Origin of the sequence: Martelella radicis (assembly GCF_014196625.1) — a bacterium.
Taxonomy (GTDB): Bacteria; Pseudomonadota; Alphaproteobacteria; order Rhizobiales; family Rhizobiaceae; genus Martelella; species Martelella radicis.
This window is the reverse complement of record NZ_JACIDZ010000002.1, coordinates 103399-124145: the sequence shown is the minus strand read 5'-3', so window position 1 is coordinate 124145 and position 20747 is coordinate 103399. Positions and strand designations below refer to the sequence as shown.

General features: G+C 62.6%; 17 protein-coding genes. 10 read left to right on the top strand and 7 right to left on the bottom strand.

What is annotated here, in order from left to right; translation table 11 throughout:
* Positions 1-50: 50 nt before the first annotated feature.
* From modC to modA, 3 genes are read right to left on the bottom strand one after another with little or no spacing between them, the layout of a single operon-like run.
* Positions 51-1127 carry a molybdenum ABC transporter ATP-binding protein gene (modC, locus tag GGR30_RS04125; RefSeq protein WP_183482860.1) on the bottom strand — a complete coding sequence of 359 codons (1077 nt, stop codon included), beginning with the start codon at positions 1125-1127 and terminating at the stop codon, positions 51-53.
* On the bottom strand, positions 1124-1789 hold the full coding sequence (gene modB / locus GGR30_RS04120) for a molybdate ABC transporter permease subunit (RefSeq protein ID WP_183482858.1): 666 nt from the start codon (positions 1787-1789) through the stop codon (positions 1124-1126). Before modB ends, modC begins: the two co-directional genes overlap by 4 nt.
* 34 nt (positions 1790-1823) lie before the next feature.
* Complete coding sequence (gene modA, locus GGR30_RS04115; RefSeq protein WP_183482856.1) at positions 1824-2585, bottom strand: molybdate ABC transporter substrate-binding protein; 762 nt, start codon at positions 2583-2585, stop codon at positions 1824-1826.
* A 213-nt stretch (positions 2586-2798) separates the two neighbouring features.
* Here modA and GGR30_RS04110 point away from each other — a divergent pair, with 213 nt between their 5' ends.
* From GGR30_RS04110 to GGR30_RS04065, 10 genes are all read left to right on the top strand, one after another.
* Positions 2799-5243: a beta-mannosidase gene (locus tag GGR30_RS04110; RefSeq protein WP_183482854.1), complete on the top strand. Its 2445-nt coding sequence runs from the start codon at positions 2799-2801 to the stop codon at positions 5241-5243.
* Positions 5244-5436: 193 nt separating this feature from the next.
* Positions 5437-7245 carry an ABC transporter ATP-binding protein gene (locus GGR30_RS04105; RefSeq protein WP_183482852.1) on the top strand — a complete coding sequence of 603 codons (1809 nt, stop codon included), beginning with the start codon at positions 5437-5439 and terminating at the stop codon, positions 7243-7245.
* Positions 7246-7610: 365 nt separating this feature from the next.
* Positions 7611-8027 (top strand): universal stress protein, encoded by a 417-nt coding sequence (locus GGR30_RS04100; protein WP_183482851.1) that lies wholly within the window; start codon positions 7611-7613, stop codon positions 8025-8027.
* A 61-nt stretch (positions 8028-8088) separates the two neighbouring features.
* The gene (locus GGR30_RS04095; RefSeq protein ID WP_183482850.1) at positions 8089-9702 is read left to right on the top strand and encodes a BCCT family transporter; all 1614 of its coding nucleotides are present in this window, start codon (positions 8089-8091) and stop codon (positions 9700-9702) included.
* A 196-nt stretch (positions 9703-9898) separates the two neighbouring features.
* Positions 9899-11983 carry a hydantoinase/oxoprolinase family protein gene (locus GGR30_RS04090; protein ID WP_183482849.1) on the top strand — a complete coding sequence of 695 codons (2085 nt, stop codon included), beginning with the start codon at positions 9899-9901 and terminating at the stop codon, positions 11981-11983.
* Positions 11980-13671 carry a hydantoinase B/oxoprolinase family protein gene (locus GGR30_RS04085; RefSeq protein WP_183482848.1) on the top strand — a complete coding sequence of 564 codons (1692 nt, stop codon included), beginning with the start codon at positions 11980-11982 and terminating at the stop codon, positions 13669-13671. The genes GGR30_RS04090 and GGR30_RS04085 overlap by 4 nt, the downstream gene beginning before the upstream one ends.
* Before the next feature lie 4 nt (positions 13672-13675).
* On the top strand, positions 13676-14656 hold the full coding sequence (locus tag GGR30_RS04080) for a TRAP transporter substrate-binding protein (protein WP_183482847.1): 981 nt from the start codon (positions 13676-13678) through the stop codon (positions 14654-14656).
* A 126-nt stretch (positions 14657-14782) separates the two neighbouring features.
* Positions 14783-15298 (top strand): TRAP transporter small permease subunit, encoded by a 516-nt coding sequence (locus tag GGR30_RS04075; RefSeq protein WP_183482846.1) that lies wholly within the window; start codon positions 14783-14785, stop codon positions 15296-15298.
* Complete coding sequence (locus GGR30_RS04070; protein ID WP_183482844.1) at positions 15291-16580, top strand: TRAP transporter large permease; 1290 nt, start codon at positions 15291-15293, stop codon at positions 16578-16580. Before GGR30_RS04075 ends, GGR30_RS04070 begins: the two co-directional genes overlap by 8 nt.
* Positions 16577-17299, top strand: a complete 723-nt coding sequence (locus GGR30_RS04065) for a GntR family transcriptional regulator (protein ID WP_183482842.1) — start codon at positions 16577-16579, stop codon at positions 17297-17299. Before GGR30_RS04070 ends, GGR30_RS04065 begins: the two co-directional genes overlap by 4 nt.
* A gap of 6 nt (positions 17300-17305) precedes the next feature.
* Here GGR30_RS04065 and GGR30_RS04060 read toward each other — a convergent pair whose 3' ends face one another.
* The 4 genes from GGR30_RS04060 to GGR30_RS04045 all read right to left on the bottom strand — a co-directional run bounded on the left by GGR30_RS04060 (position 17306) and on the right by GGR30_RS04045 (position 20689).
* Positions 17306-18241 (bottom strand): 5-oxoprolinase subunit C family protein, encoded by a 936-nt coding sequence (locus tag GGR30_RS04060; RefSeq protein ID WP_183482840.1) that lies wholly within the window; start codon positions 18239-18241, stop codon positions 17306-17308.
* Entirely contained in the window at positions 18235-18951 is a 717-nt protein-coding gene (gene pxpB, locus GGR30_RS04055; RefSeq protein ID WP_343066467.1) for a 5-oxoprolinase subunit PxpB, read from the bottom strand. Before pxpB ends, GGR30_RS04060 begins: the two co-directional genes overlap by 7 nt.
* 68 nt (positions 18952-19019) lie before the next feature.
* Positions 19020-19934: an NAD-dependent epimerase/dehydratase family protein gene (locus GGR30_RS04050; protein ID WP_183482835.1), complete on the bottom strand. Its 915-nt coding sequence runs from the start codon at positions 19932-19934 to the stop codon at positions 19020-19022.
* On the bottom strand, positions 19931-20689 hold the full coding sequence (locus tag GGR30_RS04045) for an SDR family NAD(P)-dependent oxidoreductase (protein ID WP_210287934.1): 759 nt from the start codon (positions 20687-20689) through the stop codon (positions 19931-19933). The genes GGR30_RS04050 and GGR30_RS04045 overlap by 4 nt, the downstream gene beginning before the upstream one ends.
* Positions 20690-20747 lie beyond the last annotated feature (58 nt).

The window sequence follows — 20747 nt, the reverse complement described above, 5'->3', positions numbered from 1 at the left end:
CGGACATGATTGTCAATATCATATAAAGATATATTTATATGGTTAAGTCTTTAATCGACCATTGCCACGGACTTGATCTGGGCAAAGACGGTCATTCCCGGTTTCAGGTCGAGCAAATAGGACGAGCGTGCCGTCACCCGTGCCATGATCACGGTGGAGCCCATTTCGAGCGTGACGACCTGAACCGACGGGTCTTCGCTGCGGCTGATCTGACGGATCGTCGCCGGAATGCGGTTGACGATCGAAACCTTGGGATTTTCGATAAGCGCGATCGAGACATCGCGGGCCTGGATCATCAGCCGCACGCGCTCGCCCACGGCCTTTCCGGCGTCGCTGATCCAGAGCGCGCCGCCGTCGAACTTGGCAAGCGCCAGATGCCATTTGAGGTCGATGTCGGCAATCCGGGCGTCGACGGCGATGCCGGCGCGGCGTTCATGGGCGAGCGGCAGGTCGAGCCTGGCCAGCGTATCCGGCGTCGGACCGGCGCCGATGACCTTGCCCTCGCGCATGACCACGAGATGATCGGTGAAGCGGGCCACCTCCTCCGGCGCATGGGTAACGTAGAGCACGGGAATGGACAGCGTGTTGCGGAGGTTTTCCAGGTAGGGGAAAATGTCCTGACGGGCCTGGAGGTCGAGAGCGGACATGGGCTCGTCCATCAGCAGCAATCGCGGCGCTGAAAGCAGCGCTCTGGCAATTCCGACGCGCTGGCGCTCGCCGCCGGAAAGCCGGCCCGGCATGCGCTCGAGAAGATCGCCAAGGCCGAGCAGGGATGTCAGTTCGTCGAAGCGGCCGGTGTTTTCGGCGCGCGCGCGCTTGATAGCAAAACGCAGATTGTCCCTCACCGTCAGGTGCTGGAAGAGATTGGCATGCTGGAAGACATAGCCGACCTCGCGCCGATGCGCGGGCCGGAAGCGTCGTGCGTCCTGCCAGGTTTGGCCATCGATCGAAAATGCGCCGTTTCTGAGGTGCTCCAGGCCGGCGAAACAGCGCAACAGAGTAGTCTTGCCGCAGCCGGAGGGCCCGAAGATCCCGGTCACCCCGTTTTGCGGAAATTCGAATTCGGCATTGAGCGCGAAAGCGCCGAGAGCGCCTTCGAACCGGGCCTTGAGCATGGCTTCACTCATGGAAACCGCCTCCGGACATGACGCTCGATCAGCATGGTGGACAGGATCACGGCAAAGGAGAAGGTGACCATGCCGAAGGCGAGGATATGGGCCTTCTGCCACTGCAGCGTCTCGACATAGTCATAGATGGCAACGGAGAGGACCTTGGTCTCGCCGGGAATATTGCCGCCGATCATCAGCACAACGCCGAATTCGCCGACGGTGTGGGCAAAGCCGAGGATCGCGCCGGTCAGAAGGCCGGGGCGCGCCAGGGGCAGCGCGACATTGAAGAAGCGGTCGAACGGCCCGGCCCTCAGCGTCGCCGCCGCCTCCAGCGGATCATTGCCGATCGCCTCGAACGCATTGCGCACGGGCTGCACGGCAAAGGGCAGGGAATAGATCACCGAGCCGACCACCAGCCCGGCGAAGGTGAAGGGCAGGGAGAAGCCGGTGATCGCCTTGATCGCCTCGCCGAGCGGGCTCTGGGGGGCAAGCGCGATCAGGAGATAGAAGCCGAGGACCGTCGGCGGCAGCACCAGCGGCAGGGCGACAAGCGTGCCGATGACTTCCTTCCACCAGCGCTCCGAGCGCGCCAGCCACCAGGCAAGCGGCACGCCGAGAAGCATCAGGAAGAAAGTGGTGACCGCCGCCAGTTTCAGCGTCAGAAATACGGCTTCCCCCATCTCTTCTCCTTGCCCTTGCCAGAATTTGCGGGAATCACGGGGCGATCTGGTATCCGTGGTTCTGGACTATTTTGTGGGCGACGTCGCTTTTCAGAAATGCCATGAACGATATGGCGGCCGGATTGTCTGCGCCGGATTTCAAAAGCACGGCGTCCTGGGCGATGGGCTGGTAGAGATCCTGCGGCACGCGCCAGCGCGATCCGCCTTCGCGTCCGGCCACCTGGGAGAGAGCGACGAAGCCGATATCGGCGTTGCCTGTCGCCACGAACTGGAAGGCCTGGGTGATGTTTTCGCCCTGGACGATCCTCTCCTTCAGGCTGTCGTAGAGCTTGAGCGCCTCCAGCGTCTCGACGGCGGCCGCGCCATAGGGAGCGGAAGCGGGATTGGCTATGGCGATCCGGTTGAAGTCGTCCGGTCGCTCAAGAATGCTGCCGTCATCATCGACCAAGCCCTCCTCGGCGCTGAACAGAACCAGCGCGCCAAGAGCATAGGTGAACCGGCTATCCGCCAGCGCCAGACCCGCCTCGACTGCGAGGCGCGGCCGTTCCTGATCGGCCGCCAGGAACACGGAAAACGGCGCGCCATGCAGGATCTGGGCGTAAAGACGGCCGGTGGACCCGAAGCTGAGCACGGCCTCATGGCCGGTTTCCTCGGCAAAGAGGGTGGCAATCTCCTCGGCTGCCGCAGTGAAGTTGGCGGCGACGGCGATATTGACCGTCTCCGCGGCAGAAGGCCGCGTGGCGCCGAAGGCGGCGGCGATCACGAGAATGGCGAAGAGTGCAGATGTTTTTTTCATGGCGATGCTTGGATGTAAATGATTCTCGCAAGAGTGCATCCCCATGGCACAAGCGTCAAACGGCTATTTTCTTCGCCCTTTGCCGGCGCCGGTCGAAATTTCGACGATTCGGGTGGCAGGCCGGTTCGCGCGCTGACCTAAATGGATTAAAAGGCGATGAACGACGGATTGCCGCGCAGGATCATCTGTGACGAAGGAATGGACGGGATCATCATGACAGACGCTGCAGAAATACTGAATCTCAATGATGGCTGGACGGCGACATGCGAGGTAGCGGACGTTTCAGTCGGCCTGTCTGTGCCGGGCGACGTCCACTCAGCCCTGCTTGCAGCCGGCAGGATCGAAAACCCCTACTGGCGCGACAACGAGACCAAAACCGACTGGGTTCACCGCTCCGGCTGGACCGCGAGACGGTCTTTCAACCTCGATCGACTTGAGCAAGGTCACTTCTCGCTGCGTTTCGAAAGCGTGGATTGCCTGGCCGATGTCTTTGTCAACGGCGAGCGCGCCGGGTTCTGTGAAAGCCAGTTTCTCAGACATGACTTCGATGTGACCGGGCTTCTCAGAGAAGGGGAGAACGTGATCGAGGTCGTGTTTCACTCCAATTCGCTCGAAGCTGAAAGGCGGGCGGAAAACTCCGAATTTCCGATGCCTCACACGACCAACAGCCGGATCGGCCATCTGAACTTTCTGCGCAAGACACAGTGCCACGGTGGCTGGGACTGGGGTATCGCGCTCTGCCCGCTCGGATTTTACGATGATATCACGTTGGTACGCACCGGCCCCCTGCGCCTGGACGACGTCGCCATCCGCCAGCGCCACGAGGATGGCGCGGTCGAGCTGGATGTGACCTTGCATGCATTCGCATTTTCTCCGACGGTCGAGGAGGCGGTCGTCGCCATCGACGGTCATGAGGCCACGGCCACGCTGCGGGCCTTTCCCGGCGAAAATCGCGTCTGCGTCACCGTCAGGGTCGAAAATCCGCGCCTTTGGTGGCCGGCAGGGCAGGGTGAGCAGGCTTTCTATGATCTCGCCGTCTCGCTCGGCGGACAGACACGCGATTACCGCATCGGCCTGCGCGATGTCGAATTGCTGACCGACGCGGACGAGATCGGCAACCGCTTTGCCTTCAGGATCAACGGTCGCGAAATCTTCATGAAGGGCGCGAACTGGATACCGGGCGACGCTCTTCCCGAGCGTGCCTCGCCCGAACAGGTCCGCGACCTGTTGCAGTCTGCAGTCGATGCGAACATGAACATGATCCGGATCTGGGGCGGTGGCCAGTATGAGGCCGACTGGTTCTATGAACTGTGCGACGAGCTCGGCCTGATGATCTGGCACGACTTCATGTTCGCCTGTAATCTCTACCCCGCCCATGATCGCCGCTTTCTCGATCTCGTGCGAAAGGAAGCGCGCCAGCAATTGCGCCGGCTTTCGCGCTTTGCGTCGATCGCGCTGTGGTGCGGCGACAACGAGCTTGTCGGCGCCTTGACCTGGTACAAGGAGAGCCTGGACAACCGCGACCGCTATCTGGCGATCTACGATCGGCTGAACCATGCGCTGGAAGAGGCGGTGGAGGACGAGGATCTCGGCCTGCCCTTCCGCCCGTCCTCGCCCTCGGTCGGGCGTCTCGATTTCGGCGACGGCTGGCATGTGGACACGTCTGGAGACATGCATTTCTGGGATGTCTGGCACTCGGCCAGGGATTTCGAGCACTACCGCAGCGTCCGGCCGCGCTTTTGTTCGGAATTTGGCTTCCAGTCCTTCCCGTCCATGCGGGTGATCGAGAGCTTCACGACCGAGGAGGACCGCAACGTCTCCTCCGCCGTCATGGATGTTCACCAGCGCAATGAAGGCGGCAACAGCCGGATCGTGGAAACCATAGCCCGCTACTTCCGCTTCCCCGACGGTTTCGAGGACATGGTCTATCTGAGCCAGCTCGGGCAGGGGCTGGCGATGAAGACGGCGATCGAGTTCTGGCGTTCCAGCATGCCGCGCACCATGGGCACGCTCTTCTGGCAACTCAACGACACGTGGCCGGTGGCGAGTTGGTCGAGTCTTGAATATGGCGGCGGCTGGAAGGCAACGCAGTATCTCGCCCGCCGTTTCTTTTCCGACCTGATGGTCACGGCGCAGCCGGACCCCGAGACCGGCGCGATCACGCTGCTCGCTGTTTCCGACAGGCGCGAGGACACCCAGATCACAGTGCGGCTGCGGAGCGTCGAGGCGGCGTCCGGCAAGGTGGCGGAAATCGGCTCCTATCCGATGACTGCCAGGGCGGCCGGTGTCGTCGAAGTCGCGCGAATCCGCCCAGAGACCCTGGCCGACGGTGCCTTTCTCGTCTTCGACTGGCAGGATGCCGCCGGCAACCCTCTTGGCGAAAACGAGTATCTGCCGCAACGGCCGAAGGCCTACCGTTTCGGGGCGCCGCGGATCGGGTCGGAAGTCGAAACCGGAACCGACGGCAACCGCCGCATCACGCTGACGAGCGATCGTCCCGCCCTTTACGTGACCTACGACCATGGCGGCGATGATATCTATACCGACAACTGCTTCACGCTGCTGCCCGGCGTGCCGAAGACGATCACTGTTCTGCGCGAGCGCCGGTCGCATCTATCCAGACAAGGCGCGCCTACCGTGAGTTGTCTGAAGGGCTGAGAGGAAATGTAGGGCTCCCTGGCCTGCGAAGATCGGTGAAATGCCGCTAAAGGCGGGACAAACGAGGACTTGCTCTTGCATGCCGTTTGCCCTATTCCTCTCGCGCCGAGGCCGATGAGGGATCAGGACGCGACGAAAACGCCGTCCCTTCGAAGAATGGAGGCCACGAACCCATATGGAAATGCGGATTCCCATGCAGCTATCCAAGCCTTTCGCCGGTTTGCTCAACGCGCTGGCGGCGCGGTTCCTTCCGAGAGCGAACCGCAGCCTGCTTTATCGTCTTCTTTCGGAGAACCTCCGAGACCAGGCGCCTTGGTACGCCCTTGCAACCGTAGCAATGCTAATCGTTGCGGGCATGACTTCGCTCAGTGCCTGGATCATGAAGGACATCGTCAACGAGACCGTGGTCTCGCAGAACATGAACCGGATGTTCATGCTTGCCGGCGGCGTCGCGTTGATCTTCATCGTCAAGGGTATCGCGACCTATTTCCAGATCGTGATCCTGAGCAAGGCCGGCAACAATATCATCGCCAAGACGCAAAGCAGCATTTTCAGCCGGATACTGCAACAGGACCTGAATTTCTTTATCAAGTTCCCGTCCTCCGACCTTGTCATGCGTCTGACGAACAATGCGCAGGCGGCGCGGACGGCGATGGATCTGATTCTGACCTCAGCGATCCGAGACTTGTTCTCGCTGGTCGGGTTGGTGATCGTGATGTTCATTCAGCAGCCGATTCTTTCCCTGGTCTCCTTCATCCTCGGGCCGGCGGCTTTTGTCGGGGTTCGCTATCTGACCAACAAGGTTCGCGATATCATGCAGCAGGAACTGACCGCTTTCGCGAAAATCATCGAAAGCGTTCAGGAAGCGTCCACCGGCGTGCGCATCATCAAGGCATTCGGCCTGGAAGAGCACATGCGCACGCGCATGGACAAGCAGGTCACCCAGGTCGAACATCGCGCCAACAGCATTGCCAGGCTTTCGGCTGCCACAAGCCCGATCATGGAGACACTTTCCGGCCTCGCGATCGCCGGTGTGATTGCGCTCAGCGGTCTGTGGGTCGTCGGCGGCAGCCAGACTCCCGGTGAGCTGATGTCCTTCATCACCGCTCTGCTTTTGGCCTATGAACCGGCCAAGCGGCTGGCCCGCATGCGCGTCAACCTCGAGTCAGCAATGGTCGGCGTCAGGATGATGTATGAACTCAAGGATCATCCGATCCTGCTGACGGAAGCTGAAGACGCACAGCCGGTCCCCCCCGGCGGCGGCGAGATCCATTTCGACAATGTCGGCTTCTCCTATGACGAGAACAAGCCGCTGTTCAAGAACCTCAATCTGGTCTTTCCGGCAGGCAAGACCACGGCTCTGGTGGGTGCTTCCGGCGGCGGCAAGTCGACGATCATCAACCTCATCATGCGCATGTTCGATCCGGATGAAGGGGTGATCACGGTCAATGGCCTGGACCTCAGGCAGATTTCCTTCGAGTCCCTGCGCGCGCACATGTCCTATGTCGGCCAGGATACATTCCTGTTCAACGGCACGGTCCGGGAAAATCTGGCGCTCGGACGGCAGGGCGCCTCGGACGAAGAAATCATCGAGGCAGCCAAGGCGGCCCATGCGCACGACTTCATCATGAATATGAGCAATGGCTATAGTTCCTTCGTCGGAGAAAATGGCGGCAACCTTTCCGGCGGCCAGAAACAGCGACTGGCGATCGCGCGTGCCATGCTGCGCGATGCCGATATCCTGATCCTCGATGAAGCCACCAGCGCGCTCGATTCCTATGCCGAATCGCTGGTCCAGGACGCCCTTGCGCGACTGACGAAGGATCGCACGACGATCGTGATCGCGCACCGTCTGGCGACCATCACCTCGGCCGACAATATCGTCGTTCTCGAAAACGGCGAGATCCTCGAGCAGGGTCCGCAGCGCGATCTGCTTGGTCACGACGGACCCTATCGCAGGCTTTACGAACTTCAGATCCTACCCCAGCTCGAAGAGGCGTAAGGCGCACTCCTCGTCCAGTCCTGTCGAAACAGAAAGGCCTCGGCGCACAAAGCGCTGAGGCCTTTTTACGTTAGCTGTTCCGCATTCTCAGTGCGCGACGCCTGTGTGAGCCGGCTCCTCGCGCCCTCAAACCTTGCACTGCAGGCGCTGTGGGTGGTCTGCCGGCGAGTGTCGCGCCGCAGTACCTCACAAGCAGGCTCGACAGGGATTGATTTGCGTGATGCTTTTGGCGATGTTAGTTGAAATATGGCATTTTCGTGTCCGGCTTTGTCGAGCCGTACCGGCTCGCCCTTGAAGGCGAGGCAGAAGAGGAAGGAAATATGCGGGTCGGCAAGCCCGCAAACGGTGAAGGACCGTAATTCAAGATGTTCAAGAAAATCATGGTGCCCGTCGACCTTGCGCATGCCGACAAGCTGTCACGGTCTCTTCAGACGGCAGCCGAAATCGCGAAGCTTTACGACGCGCCCGTCACCTTTGTCGGTGTGACCTCTTCGGCGCCCGGCTCGCTCGGCCACAATCCCAAGGAATTCGAGGCAAAGCTCAAGACCTTTGCCGAGGAACAATCCGCCCGCAACGGCATTAGTGCAGACAGCCATTCCGTTATCGCGCATGATCCCGCCGTTGATCTCAATCAGTCTCTCGCCCGCACCGTCGGCGAGCTTGGCTGCGATCTGGTGATCATGGCCACTCATGTGCCCAATCTTGCGGACCACTTCATGCATTCGCATGGCGGCCAGCTCGCTACCCATACCGACGCATCGGTATTCCTGGTCCGCGGCTGAAGCGGCGGTTGCCGGCCAATCCGGTCCGGCGCGAAACGATTGCAAAACAAGGAGATTTTTTATGACCGACACGGGGATTCCCGAGCCCGAGGGCGAAACGGAGATTATCGATACCGATTACGAGATCGGTCAGGATAATATCACGACGAACATCGGTCCCTTCGGGCTGGACATCCATAACCCGGTCTTTCTGATCTCAGGTCTCGCCGTTGTCGCCTTCGTGCTGGCGACGCTGGCCTTTCAGGAGGAGGCCGCGACCATCTTTAACGGGATGCGGGACTGGCTGACGTCGACCTTCGACTGGTTCTTCCTGATCGCCGGCAACGTCTTCGTCCTGCTTGGCATTTTCCTGATCTTCTCACCCTACGGCAAGATCCGTCTCGGCGGCGCGGAGGCGACGCCGGATTATTCCTATACCGGCTGGTTCGCGATGCTGTTTGCTGCGGGCATGGGCATCGGCCTGATGTTCTACGGCGTGTCCGAGCCGATATCGCACTTCACATCCTCCGTCGCCGAAAACGCCGGAACGGCCGAAAGCTGGGCGCCGCTCGGCGGCGCGCCCGGAAACCCCGCGGAAGCAAAAAGCCTGGCGATGGCCGCGACCATCTTCCATTGGGCGCTTCATCCCTGGGCGATCTATGCGATCGTTGCGCTGGCGCTGGCGCTGTTCTCCTATAACAAGGGTCTGCCGCTCGCCATGCGCTCGGTGTTCTACCCGATCTTCGGCGACCGCGTCTGGGGCTGGACGGGGCATATCATCGACGTGCTTGCGGTTCTTGCGACGCTCTTCGGCCTTGCCACTTCGCTCGGCATCGGCGCGGAACAGGCCAATGCCGGGCTGAACCACATCTTCGGCCTGCCCGTGGACGATCTTTCCAAGGTGGTTCTGATCATCGCGATCACCGGCATTGCGCTGGGTTCGGTCGTTGCCGGCATGGACGCCGGCGTGCAGCGCCTGTCGATGATCAACATGGCGCTTGCGGGCATCCTGCTGTTCTTCGTCATTATCGTCGGCCCGACGCTTGCCATTCTCGGCGGGCTGTTCTCGAACTTCGTCGACTATGCACGCTACCTGCCGGAGCTTGCCAACCCGTTCGGGCGAACCGACAAGAACTTCCTTGACGGCTGGACGTCGTTCTACTGGGCCTGGTGGATCTCCTGGTCGCCCTTCGTCGGCATGTTCATCGCCCGCGTTTCGCGCGGCCGCACGGTCCGCGAGTTCATCACCTGCGTGCTGATCATTCCCTCGGTCGTTTCGATCGTCTGGATGACGGTGTTTGGCGATACCGCGATCCGCGAGATCATCGTCAACAATTACGAGGCGCTCGGCAACGCGCCGCTCGACCTGAAGCTGTTCGTCATGCTGGAGGCGCTGCCGCTGGCCACGATCACCTCGATCATCGGCATCATCCTGGTCATCGTCTTCTTCGTGACCTCGTCGGACTCCGGCTCGATCGTGATCGACACGATCACAGCCGGCGGCAAGGTCGACGCGCCCGTTCCGCAGCGCGTCTTCTGGGCGAGCTTCGAGGGGCTGGTCGCAATCGCGCTTCTGCTTGGCGGCGGACTGACGGCACTTCAGGCCATGGCGGTTTCAACCGGCTTTCCGTTCACCATCGTGCTGCTGCTCGCCTGCTTCGCCATCATCAAGGGGCTGAGAAGCGAGCCGCGCTAAGCGAGACGGCACTGTTGAACCTCAAAGGCGGCGGCCCTGTCCGGGTCGCCGCTTTTTTCGTTTCCTTTCGACCTTTCGATCTGCTTGCGGCCGTGGCGGAGCCGGGTATTCTTTGATATAGGTCGAAATGATATCCGCACGTCCCGAGGGCGACAATCGACTTGACGCCTGCTAAAAAGTACGAACATAATATCTTATGTTTAGACTAGCGATCGATATTGGCGGGACTTTTTCGGATGTGGTGCTGGAGGGCGAGGGGCTCTCCTCGCTGAAGGTGCTGACGACCCCGGAGGCCCCCGAAAAGGCCGCGCTTGAAGGTAGTCTGGCGCTTCTTTCCGAAAACAAGGTGGAGTTTTCCGAGGTGTCTGCCGTCATTCACGGTACGACGCTTGCGACCAACGCGCTCATCGAGCGGCGCGGCGCCAAGACGGCCCTGGTCACTACCAGAGGTTTCCGGGATATCCTCGAGATGGGCTATGAGCGCCGTTTCGAGCAATATGACGTGAACCTGGAACTGCCGACGCCGCTGGTGCCGCGCGAATTGCGCTTGACCATCGACGAGCGCATGGATGCCTATGGTCAAGCCTTGCGCATACCGGACGAGGCGGAAATCGGCGCGATCGCAGACAGGCTTCGCGCTGAAGGGGTCGAAGCCGTCGCCATCGGTTTCCTGCATGCGACCGCCAATGATGCGCATGAGCGGCAGGTGGCCAGTTGGCTGCGCGCGCGCCTGCCCGATAATGTCACCATCTGTCTCTCGAGCGAGGTCTCACCCGAGATCCGGGAGTATGAACGGTTTTCGACCGTCGCCGCCAATGCGTATGTGCGCCCGCTCATGTCGCGCTATCTCAGCCGTTTCGACGCGGCGATGCGCGCGCGCGGCTTTGCCGGCGAGTTTCTGCTGATGCTGTCGGGCGGCGGCCTGACCACGGTCGAGCAGGCCGCACGCATGCCGATCCGGCTGGTCGAATCGGGTCCCGCCGGCGGTGTCGCTCTCGGTGCGCGGGTCTCGCGCGAGATCGGGATAGCCAGAATGCTCGCCTTCGACATGGGCGGCACCACCGCGAAGATCTGCTTTCTGGAGAATGCGCAGCCTGCTACGGCGCGTCGTTTCGAAGTGGCGCGCGCCTGGCGCGACATCAAGGGTTCTGGCCTTCCCGTGCGCATCCCGACGACAGAGCTGGTCGAGATCGGCGCCGGCGGCGGCTCGATCGCACGGCGTGACACGCTTGGCCGCCTTGCCGTCGGCCCGAAGAGCGCCGGTGCGGCGCCCGGACCGGCTGCCTATGGCCTCGGCGGCAGCGAGCCGACGATCACCGACGCCAACGTCGTCCTCGGCAAGCTTTCCCCGGAAGGCTTTGCCGGCGGCAGGCTTGCGCTAAGGCCGGACCTGGCCGTTGCCGCGATTGACGACAAGGTTGTTGGGCCCCTCGGCATGAGTTCGTGCGAATGGGCCGCGGCCGGGATCACCGAGATCGGCGAGGAGGCGATGGCCAACGCGGCGCGCGTCCACGCCGTCGAGCAGGGCAAGAATGTCTCCGCCTACACGCTGATGGCTTCCGGCGGCGCCGGCCCCCTTCATGCCGTTCGCCTCGCCGAAAAGCTCGGCATTGCCCGCGTCGTCATCCCGGCCTTCGCCGGAGTCGGCTCGGCTGTCGGCTTCCTGAGCGCGCCGATTGCCTATGAAGTGGCGCGCAGCGTGCTGGCGCCGCTCGGCAAGATCGACCTCGCGCGCCTTGGCCTGCTGCAAGCCGAAATGGCCGATGAAGCCAATGCGGTGGTCAGGCCGGCGCTTCCCGCAGGCGTCAAGCCGGATATCGCGATCGCCGCCGAACTGCGCTACGAGGGGCAGGGCCATGCGCTCAGGATCAGCCTTGCCGGGCCTGTTGAAACAGCCGATGCCCTGGAACAGATGCGCTTAGCCTTTGTTGAAACCTATCGTTCGGTGTATGGCGCCGAGCATACCGGAAATGCGATCGAACTGGTGGCGCTCAGCCTGGTCGCCAAGGGGCCGGACCCCGTGGTCGCGACCGTGACGGACGGGTCCTTCGTTCCTCGCCCCGCTGCCCCGGTCGGCACGGCTGACGTATTCTCGCCCGCCTCCGGCGAAAGGGTCACCTTCCAGCGCTACCGTCGCGATGAGGCGACGCCGGGCGCGGTTTTCGAGGGCCCCATGCTGATGGTCGAGGACCAGACCACGATCTATGCGCCCGCAGGCTGGCGCGGCTACATCCATGCGCTCGGCCATGTCGTGCTGGAGCGGGAAGGAGCAGCATCATGAGCGCAACACATCTTTCAGACGCGGACATCATCGCCATGAACGTGATGTGGAACCGCCTGGTCTCGGTCTGCGAGGAGCAGGCGAACGCGTTGCTGAGGGTCGCCTTCGGCGCCATCGTGCGCGAGGCGGGCGATCTTTCGGCGGGCATTTTCGATGCCGAGGGCCGGATGATGGCTCAGGCCGTGACCGGCACTCCCGGCCATGTCAACACGATGGCGAAATCGGTCAATGCCATGCTGGAACATGTGCCGGCCGATACCCTGGCAGAGGGCGACGTGCTGGTGACGAACGACCCCTGGCTCGGAGCCGGACATGTCTTCGATTTCGTGCTGGTCACCCCGGTCTTCAAGAAAGGCAGGATTGTCGCCTATATCGCCTCGACCTGCCATGTGGTCGACATCGGCGGGCTCGGCTGGTCGGCCGAGGCGCGCTCGGTGTTCGAGGAGGGCGTGGTCATTCCGGTGACGCGGTTGAGGCGCAGGGGCGAGATCAACGAGGAACTTCTTTCGCTGATTGCCATCAATTCGCGCGTCCCGCGCGAGGCCCGCGGCGACGTGATCTCGCTGATGAGCTGTAATGACGAGGGTTTGAGACGACTTCTCGCCCTGATGGACGAATATGGCGCAGACACGCTTGCGCCCCTTGCCGGCTTCATCTTCGCGCGTTCCGCCGAGGCGACGCGGGCCGCAATCGAGAAGGTGCCGGAAGGCGTCTATCGTTCCGAGATCGAACTCGACGGCTATGACGCGCCGATCCGGCTGAAGGCGGAAATGACGGTCCGGGACGGGGAGATCTCCGTTGACCTCAAGGGGTCGTCGCCGGCCGTAGCCAAGGGCATCAATTGTCCGCTGAACTACAGCCAGGCCTATGCCTCCTTCGGCATCAAGGTCGCGATCGCGCCGGAGGTTCCCAACAATCACGCCTCTCTGTCGCCGATCCGGATTGATGCGCCGCCGGGCCTGATCGTCAGCGCCGAACGGCCCTGGCCGGTAACGGCGCGCCACGTCGTGGGACAGGCTCTGCCCGACCTGATGCTTGGCTGCCTGGCCGAGGCCAGACGTGGCGAAATCCTGGCGGAAAGCGCAGGCGCTCTCTGGGTTCTGGCGATCACGGCCGAAGGCGAGGACGGTTTCGCCTCTCTCAATGTCGCGCTTGGCGGCATGGGGGCAAGGCCGGCTTCCGACGGTCTTTCGACGACAGCCTTTCCTTCCGGCGTCGGCACGGTGCCGGTCGAGGTTGCGGAGACCGTTGCGCCACTGATCTACGAGAAAAAGGAATTTGCTCCAGACAGCGGCGGCGCGGGCCGATTTCGCGGCGGTCTCGGCCAGGAAATCCGGATTCGTTCGTCGCGCGGCCAGAGCCTGACGCTTTCGGCGGCAGCCTTCGAACGCCTGAAGAAGGGCGCGGACGGCCGGGAAGGCGGAAGGCCCGGCGCGCCGGGTCATGCCGAGATCACCGACGGAACCGTGATCACCTCCAAGGGGCTTTATACCATTCCCCCGGGAGAGGCGCTGATCCTCAGCACGCCGGGTGGCGGCGGTTTCGGTCCGCCGGAGCGCCGGGACCGGGAAAAACTCGCGGTCGACCTCAAGCGCGGGCTCGTCAGCCAGGCCTCGGCCGAGCGGGAATACGGCTACAACAAGAGTGAACACGATGGTAGGGTGCAACCAACCAACAGAGGAGAATAGTGCAATGCGTATGATACCCATGATGGTCGTTGCGGCCGCCAGCCTGAGCGCCGGTGCTGCATCGGCTCAGACGACACTGGATTTTTCCACGCCGTGGCCGGACACCAATTTCCAGGCCAAGGCCGCGCGCCAGTTCGCGGAAGCCGTCGCCACGGCAACTGACGGCAATGTGCAGATCAATGTCTTCAATGCCGGCGAAATCGGCGTGTCCGGCTCCGAAAGTATGGCGGCGGTAGAGACGGGTATCGTGCAGATGGCCGATTTCCTGCTGTTCCTGCAGGCCGGCGAGGAGCCGATCCTTGCGATGGATACGCTGCCCTATCTGATCCAGGGTCAGGAAGAAATGGCGACATTCCTGGAAGTGGCCTCGCCGGTTTTTGACGAGATTGCCGAAGCCCACAACCAGAAGATCCTCTACTACGTTCCCTGGCCGTCGCCGGGGCTCTACTCGCGCTCCGAGATCACCACCGCCGAAGATCTGGAAGGCCAGAGGATCCGCGCCTTCAATCCGGCGAGCTTTGAGTTCCTGACCAAGCTCGGCGCCGCGCCGTTGGAAATGCCGTGGGGCGATGTGGTGCCGGCGCTTGCCGCAGGAACGATCGATGGCGTGGCGACTTCGACCTCGTCCGGCGTGGACGGCAAGCTGTGGGACACGACTTCCTATTTCAACCCGCTGCAGTGGTCGACATCGACCGATGCGGTGACCATCAATCTCGACGCGTGGAATGCTCTTTCCGAAGACGACCAGGCCGCGATCGAAGGCGTGGTCGAGAAGCTGGAGGCCGAATTCTGGGCGCAGAGCGCTGCGGAAGATGAGGGCAAGACCGAAATTCTCGTCGAAAACGGAATCACCGTTACCGAAGCCGAGGATTCGATGAAGGCGGTCATGTCTGAAGCCGGTCACGAAATGTGGGGAAGCTTCATCGAGCGGGTTCCGGCCGCCGGGCCAGTCATCGAAGCCTATACCGAAGCGGCCGGCAAGTAGTCGCCTCCGTCCGCCTCTTGGCGGGTCTTTCGGCAACGCCCGGCTTCTGCCGCATCCGAGCGTTGCTCTTTCATGAACGGGGTTTTCGGGATCGCGGTCCCGGAAACGGCTTGCGCTGGATATGCGATGGTTCGTGCCTTTCTGACATTCACAGACTTCACCGCCCGGATTGCGCAAGCCGTCGCAATGGTCCTGCTTTATTGCTTCTGCGCGATGATGCTGGCTGAGGTCTTCAGCCGCGGCTTCCTCGCCCGCAGCCTTGCCTTCTCCTGGGAGTATTCCGCCTTTGCCATGTGCGGCGTGTTTCTTCTGGGCCTCGGTCCGGCGCTGCAGCACGGGACGCAGGTGCGGGTCTCCCTGCTTCTCTCCCGTGGCCCCCGCTTTGCCCGGATCGTTGATATCGTCGCCACCCTGATCGGCCTCGTGCTCGCCTGCCTGCTGCTGGAGGCGTTCTGGAGCGTGTTTCAAGCCTCTTTCACGCGCGGGCTGCGTCAGTCGAGCTACATGAATACGCCGCTAGCCATCCCTCAGGCCGTTGCGGTTGCCGGGGCGGTGGAATTCGTGCTGGCCATGGCGGCAAGGCTGCTCAGGCTTTCGCTCGGCATGGCACCGGAGCTTGAACGGGAGACGGAGGATGGTTGAGATCGGCCTCGTCACGCTCCTTTTATTTGCCGTGCTGCTTCTGGGGTCCGTCTGGGTCGGCCTGTCGCTTTTCGGCGTCGGCTATATCCTGCTTTCCGTCTACAAGCCCAATATTCCGCTCGAGGCCTTCGCCGGCAAGCTGATGTGGCAGGCGGGCACGGCGCAGGAACTGCTTGCCTTGCCGCTGTTTATCCTAATGAGCGATATTCTCGTTTCGGCCCGTCTCGGCCGTTCGCTGTTTTCGGGTCTTGCGCCCTGGGTGAGCCGGCTTCCCGGCGGCCTGGTCCATGTCAATGTCGCGGGGTCCACGCTGTTTGCCGCCGTTTCCGGCTCCTCGGCCGCGACAACGGCGATCGTCGGACGCGTGACGCTGCCCGAGCTTCAGGCCCATGGCTATGATCGGCGTCTGTCGATCGGCTCGCTTGCGGGCGCGGGCACGCTTGGCTTCCTGATCCCGCCCTCGATCATCATGATCATCTACGGCGTCGTCTCCGAGCAGAGCATCCTGCGCCTGTTCATCGCCGGCATCGTGCCCGGCCTGCTGCTTGCCTGCCTCTACAGCCTCTATATCGCCGCTGCTCACACGGTTTCGGGCGGACGGGCGACGGCCGAGCGCTATTCCTGGGCCGAACGCTGGCGCGGGCTTTTCGAGATCACGCCGATGGTCGCGCTGATCGCGGGCATCATGGGCGCGCTCTATTTCGGCCTGGCCAGCCCGACGGAACTGGCTTCGGTGGGCGTTCTCGGCGCCATCATTCTTTCCGCGCTCAGGCGCGAGCTGACCTTTTCCAATCTCGTTGCTGCAGGCAACAGCGCGGTGCGCACGAGCGCGATGATGGGCCTGATCCTGATCGGCGCGGCGCTGCTCAATTCGGCTCTCGGTTTTCTCGGTCTGCCGCGCGCCATTGCCGGCTGGATCGCGGCCCTCGATCTCGCGCCCTTCGCCCTGATTACCATTCTTCTGCTGTTCTACGTGCTGATCGGCATGTTCCTAGACGGCACGTCGATCATCGTCATGACCTTGCCGATTACACTACCTTTGGTTACGTCCGCAGGTTTTGACCCGATTTGGTTTGGTATTTTTGTCGTTGTTGCTGTAGAGATATCCCAGATAACGCCCCCGGTGGGTTTCAACCTGTTTGTCATACAGGCGCAAACTGGCGAAACGATTGGAAAACTGGTCCGCGCAGTCGCACCTTTTTTCCTTATTCTGGTCGCCTTTGCGCTGCTACTGGCGATCTTCCCGGAGATCGTCCTCTGGCTGCCCGGAAAGATGGAATGAGCGCACCACGACATAAATTGCTAACCCGTTCTTTACGCGAGGAAATAACGTCGGGCCGCTGGAAGGTCGGAGACCGTCTTCCGCCGGAAGTGGAGTTTGCCGTTGAACGCGGTGTCAGCCGCACGACGCTGCGGCGCGCGTTGAGCGAACTGGAAGCCGAGGGCCTGGTGGCGCGGCGCAAGCGCGTTGGCACGGTGATCGCCTCGCAGACGCCGCAGCAGCATTTTCGCATGGCGACCAACAGCATGCCCGAATTGATGCGCGTCACACGCGAGACGGTTCTGGAAGTCTGGACTTCACGTCATGTGGAGAACCATTCCGATCCGGCGCTTGGCGGTCACGAAAGCGCCACCGGGTTCTGGCTGGAAGTGATCGGCGTCAGGCGCATTCCCGGAAGATTGAGGCCGTTCAACTGGTCGCGCATGTTCGTCGCCGGGCCCTATGCCGGCATCGAGCCGTCGCTGTCGCGCCACCGGGTCGGTTCGGTCTACAATTTGATCGAAGAAATGTTCGACCGGCCGATCGTGCGCGTCAGCCAGAGCGCCAATGCGATTGCCTGCCCGCAGCCGGCAGCCGATGCCATCGGCCTTTCGGAAGGCACGCCGGTACTGTCCATCGAGGCCGAGCTCTACAGCCATAATGGCGAGCTCGTCGAAATCTCCCAGGCCATCTATGACCCGGCGCGCTTCCAGTTGCGCAATGACGTGCTGCTGAAGTAAACCGCGTCAGCCGTTTTCGATCTCGGCGATGACCGTGTCGGCCTGCTTCCGCGCGGAAAGAAGGCTGTCTTCGGCCTGTTCCTGTTCCACAACCGCAAAGCGGAAGGGCAGACCGCCCGGCATTTGCGCCAGGCGCGGCAGGTCGGCCGAAATCACGGTCGCGATCTTCGGGTAGCCGCCCGTCGTCTGCCGCTCGGCCGTCAGAACGGTGGCCGTGCCCGAGCCCGGGACCTGGATGGAGCCGGGCGGCGTGCCGTCGGAGATGATGTCGTGGCCACGCGCGGCGTGGAGAGCCGGGCCGAAGAGAAGGCTAGCCATCCTGTCGCGGCGGGTCGAAACGGCGAAGGGCTCATCGAGAAAAAGCGACCAGGCGCGGGCATCGAAATAGTCGTCCTGCGGGCCTGCAATCACCCGGATGGGCCCCGAGGGCTTTCGGAAGATCGAACGCATCCGGCGGGGCGTCAGCATCGCGGAAGGCGCAAGCGCAAGCCTGTCGCCCGCGACCAGCGAACGCCCTTCAAAGCCGCCCATGGCGTTTCGCACGTGGGTGGTGCGCGAGCCGAGCAGGAGGGGAACGTCTATGCCGCCGGAAAAGGCGATATAGCCCCAGATCGCACCGCGAAGCACGCCGACATCGAGCCGCGCGCCCGGTTCGAGGCGGTGGCTTTCCCAACACGGCACGGGGCGACCGTCGATCTGCACCTCCGCCGCTCCGCCGGTGACAGCGACAAGGGTCGGTTCGCTGACGCGGTAGCTTCCGCCGAACTGCGCAAATTCGAGGGCGGCCGCGTCAGGCCCGTTGCCGGCCAGCGCCTGGGCGATCCGGAAGGCATCCTCGTCCATCGGTCCGGACGGCGAGACGCCGGCTGCCAGGTAGCCCGTGCGCGGTTTTGCCTGCACGGTGACCATCAGTCCTGCCTTTGCGACCTCCAGCATCACCATGGCGCTTGCGCCTCCACGATGACGTCGCCCGCAGCCGCCCGCCGTTCAAGGGCCGTCATCTCGTCCGGCGAAACGGCAAAAAAACGCAGGATGTCGCCGGCTTGGAAGAAGGCCGGGTCGGCGCGCGCCGGATCGAACAGCCTGAGAGGCGTGCGACCGATATAGCGCCAGCCGCTCGGGCCCGCGAGAGAGTTGATCGCTGCTTGCGCGCCGCCAATGCCGACCGCGCCGGCCGGCACTTTCTGGCGCGGCTCGGCAAGGCGTGGCGTGTGGAGGGCGGAGGGCAGGCCGCCGAGATAGGCAAAGCCGGGGGCAAACCCGATCATGTAGACCCGATAGGTGGCGCTTGTGTGCAAGGCGATCACCTCTTCTGGGTCTATATTCCTTTCCGCTGCGACATCTGCGAGGTCAAGCGCGTCCGCGCCCTGATAGCAGACCGGCACGGCGAAATGGCGTGCGCGTGCATCGTCCGTTGCAGGGGCGGTTTCCGCGCGCTCGCCGAGGATGGCCTTCAGGTCGCGGCCATTGAGGATTGCGGGGTCGTAGAAGACCAGAAGCGAACGATAGGTGGGCACGGTCTCGGCAATGCCGGCTACCGGGTCATCCTTCAAGGAGCGTTCAAGCGCGATCACGCGCGCGCTGACGGCTTCGTCGATAGTATCGCCAAATTCAATCGTCACGGCCTGATCGCCGGCCGGTTTGATCCTCACCAAAAGCCTGTCCCTGGCTCGATATCACCGCGCGGCGTCGCCTTTTCGCGCCGCGCGGTTCATCTCTATCAGCTATTGGCGGTCGCGCGAAAGGCCTCAATCGTCCTGCGGGTGCCTTCCTCAAGGGAAACGGCGTTCCAACTGCCGAGAAGATCGCGCAGCGGAGCATTGTCGAGCGCGTCCGGCATCGGCCGGGGACGGTCGGCAATGGTGATCTGTGCCTCCGGCACCACGGCGCGAATTGCGTCCGCTACATCCTCGCTTGAACCGATTGCCGTGGTGAGGTCGCTGACGATCGGCGCAGGGGCAGGGTGCTCGAGCGAGCGTATGAATATCTCGGCCACCTCGTCGATATGCTGAAAACACATCTGCCCGGAAAAAGGGATCTCGTAGGGCTCCCCCTGGGCTGCAGCGCGCATGGCAAGCGTGATTGCAGCCGTCTCCCCGCTCGTGCGGCCCGGCCCGTAGACAACATGTGGCCTCAGTCCCACCGATCCCAGACCATGGTCGAGAAAATAGACCTTGGAAATTTCCTCGCAGCAATGCTTGAACGCGCCATAGAGATTGACCGGCGAAGCATATGGCCCGCGCGGCCGCGCCGCCAGCGAACTTGCATAGACAACGCGCGAAATGCCGGCCTTCAGGGCTGCTTCCATGATGTTGATGTGACCGACTACATTCACCTCGGCGCCGAGCACCGGGTTCGACCGGCAGGCGGGAATGACGAGGGCGGCCAGATGCAGAATGGCATCAATGCCGAAACGGGCGATCACCGGATCGATGGCGCTTTGGCGCGTGATGTCGCCTTCGACGTAAGTGACGCCGGCAATGCGCGTCGCCTCGGGCGGCAGCTTGAGATCGAAAACGGTAACCCGGTCGCCGCGCGCGGCAAGGGCCTGCGTCAACGCCTGGCCGAGAAAGCCGGAGCCGCCGGTGACCAGCACGTTGAGCGGCGCCTGTGAGTTGCTTTCCATGGTGTTCATGATGCCATTCCCTGTCCGCCGTTGACGTCGAGCAACTGCCCGGTGATGAAACCCGCTTCCTCTGAGGCGAAGAAGGCGACGGCGGCGGCCACATCCTCCACACGGCCGTGGCGACGCACAGGCACGCCTTCAAGCGCGCGCTGGCGTTCTTCCGGCGACATGCGTTCGTTAAGCAGCCGTTCCACGCGCGGCGTGGAGATCGCGCCGGGGCAGACCGCGTTGCAGGTGATACCCCTGGGGCCGAATTCCTGCGCCATCTGCAGCGTCATCGACTGGATCGCACCCTTGGCGGCGACATAATTGGCGCCGGTAAACAGGCTGCCATAGCGCCCTGCTTTGGAGCCGAGATTGATTACCCGGCCGAAACCACCTTCGATCATGCCCGGCAGAACATGCCGGCTGACCCTTACGGCCGCCGTGACGTTCAGCGCCATTACCCGGTCCCAGTCTTCGTCGGTCTCCTCCAGAAAGGCGCGTGGGGTGTGAAGCGAACCGCCGGCATTGTTGACGAGAATGTCGAAAACCATGTCGTTCGCGGCAAATTCCGCCATCATGCGGGCGATGTCGGCGCCATCGGTCAGGTCGCCGGCGACGAAGAAGGCCTCTGCCAGCGCCGCATTCTCCCGCGCCCTTCCGATAGCCTCTTCGCTACGATCGATAATGCCGATCCGCGCTCCCTCGCTTGCCAGCCTTGCCGCAATCGCCGCTCCCAGCCCGTCGGCCGCGCCAGTGACGAGCGCGGTTCTTCCCTTCATTCTATTCAAGACATTCCTCCCGGTGGATTGAATAGGGATTGATCATTAATAAAAATGG

Coding starts and splice junctions, on each gene's coding strand:
- GGR30_RS04060 (WP_183482840.1), bottom strand. CDS start 18,241: ATGGTGATGCTGGAGGTCGCAAAGGCAGGACTGATGGTCACCGTGCAG.
- GGR30_RS04070 (WP_183482844.1), top strand. CDS start 15,291: ATGGTTGAGATCGGCCTCGTCACGCTCCTTTTATTTGCCGTGCTGCTT.
- GGR30_RS04110 (WP_183482854.1), top strand. CDS start 2,799: ATGACAGACGCTGCAGAAATACTGAATCTCAATGATGGCTGGACGGCG.
- GGR30_RS04105 (WP_183482852.1), top strand. CDS start 5,437: ATGCAGCTATCCAAGCCTTTCGCCGGTTTGCTCAACGCGCTGGCGGCG.
- modA (WP_183482856.1), bottom strand. CDS start 2,585: ATGAAAAAAACATCTGCACTCTTCGCCATTCTCGTGATCGCCGCCGCC.
- GGR30_RS04100 (WP_183482851.1), top strand. CDS start 7,611: ATGTTCAAGAAAATCATGGTGCCCGTCGACCTTGCGCATGCCGACAAG.
- modB (WP_183482858.1), bottom strand. CDS start 1,789: ATGGGGGAAGCCGTATTTCTGACGCTGAAACTGGCGGCGGTCACCACT.
- GGR30_RS04080 (WP_183482847.1), top strand. CDS start 13,676: ATGCGTATGATACCCATGATGGTCGTTGCGGCCGCCAGCCTGAGCGCC.
- modC (WP_183482860.1), bottom strand. CDS start 1,127: ATGAGTGAAGCCATGCTCAAGGCCCGGTTCGAAGGCGCTCTCGGCGCT.
- GGR30_RS04090 (WP_183482849.1), top strand. CDS start 9,899: ATGTTTAGACTAGCGATCGATATTGGCGGGACTTTTTCGGATGTGGTG.
- GGR30_RS04065 (WP_183482842.1), top strand. CDS start 16,577: ATGAGCGCACCACGACATAAATTGCTAACCCGTTCTTTACGCGAGGAA.
- GGR30_RS04095 (WP_183482850.1), top strand. CDS start 8,089: ATGACCGACACGGGGATTCCCGAGCCCGAGGGCGAAACGGAGATTATC.
- GGR30_RS04085 (WP_183482848.1), top strand. CDS start 11,980: ATGAGCGCAACACATCTTTCAGACGCGGACATCATCGCCATGAACGTG.
- GGR30_RS04075 (WP_183482846.1), top strand. CDS start 14,783: ATGGTTCGTGCCTTTCTGACATTCACAGACTTCACCGCCCGGATTGCG.
- GGR30_RS04050 (WP_183482835.1), bottom strand. CDS start 19,934: ATGAACACCATGGAAAGCAACTCACAGGCGCCGCTCAACGTGCTGGTC.
- GGR30_RS04045 (WP_210287934.1), bottom strand. CDS start 20,689: ATGAAGGGAAGAACCGCGCTCGTCACTGGCGCGGCCGACGGGCTGGGA.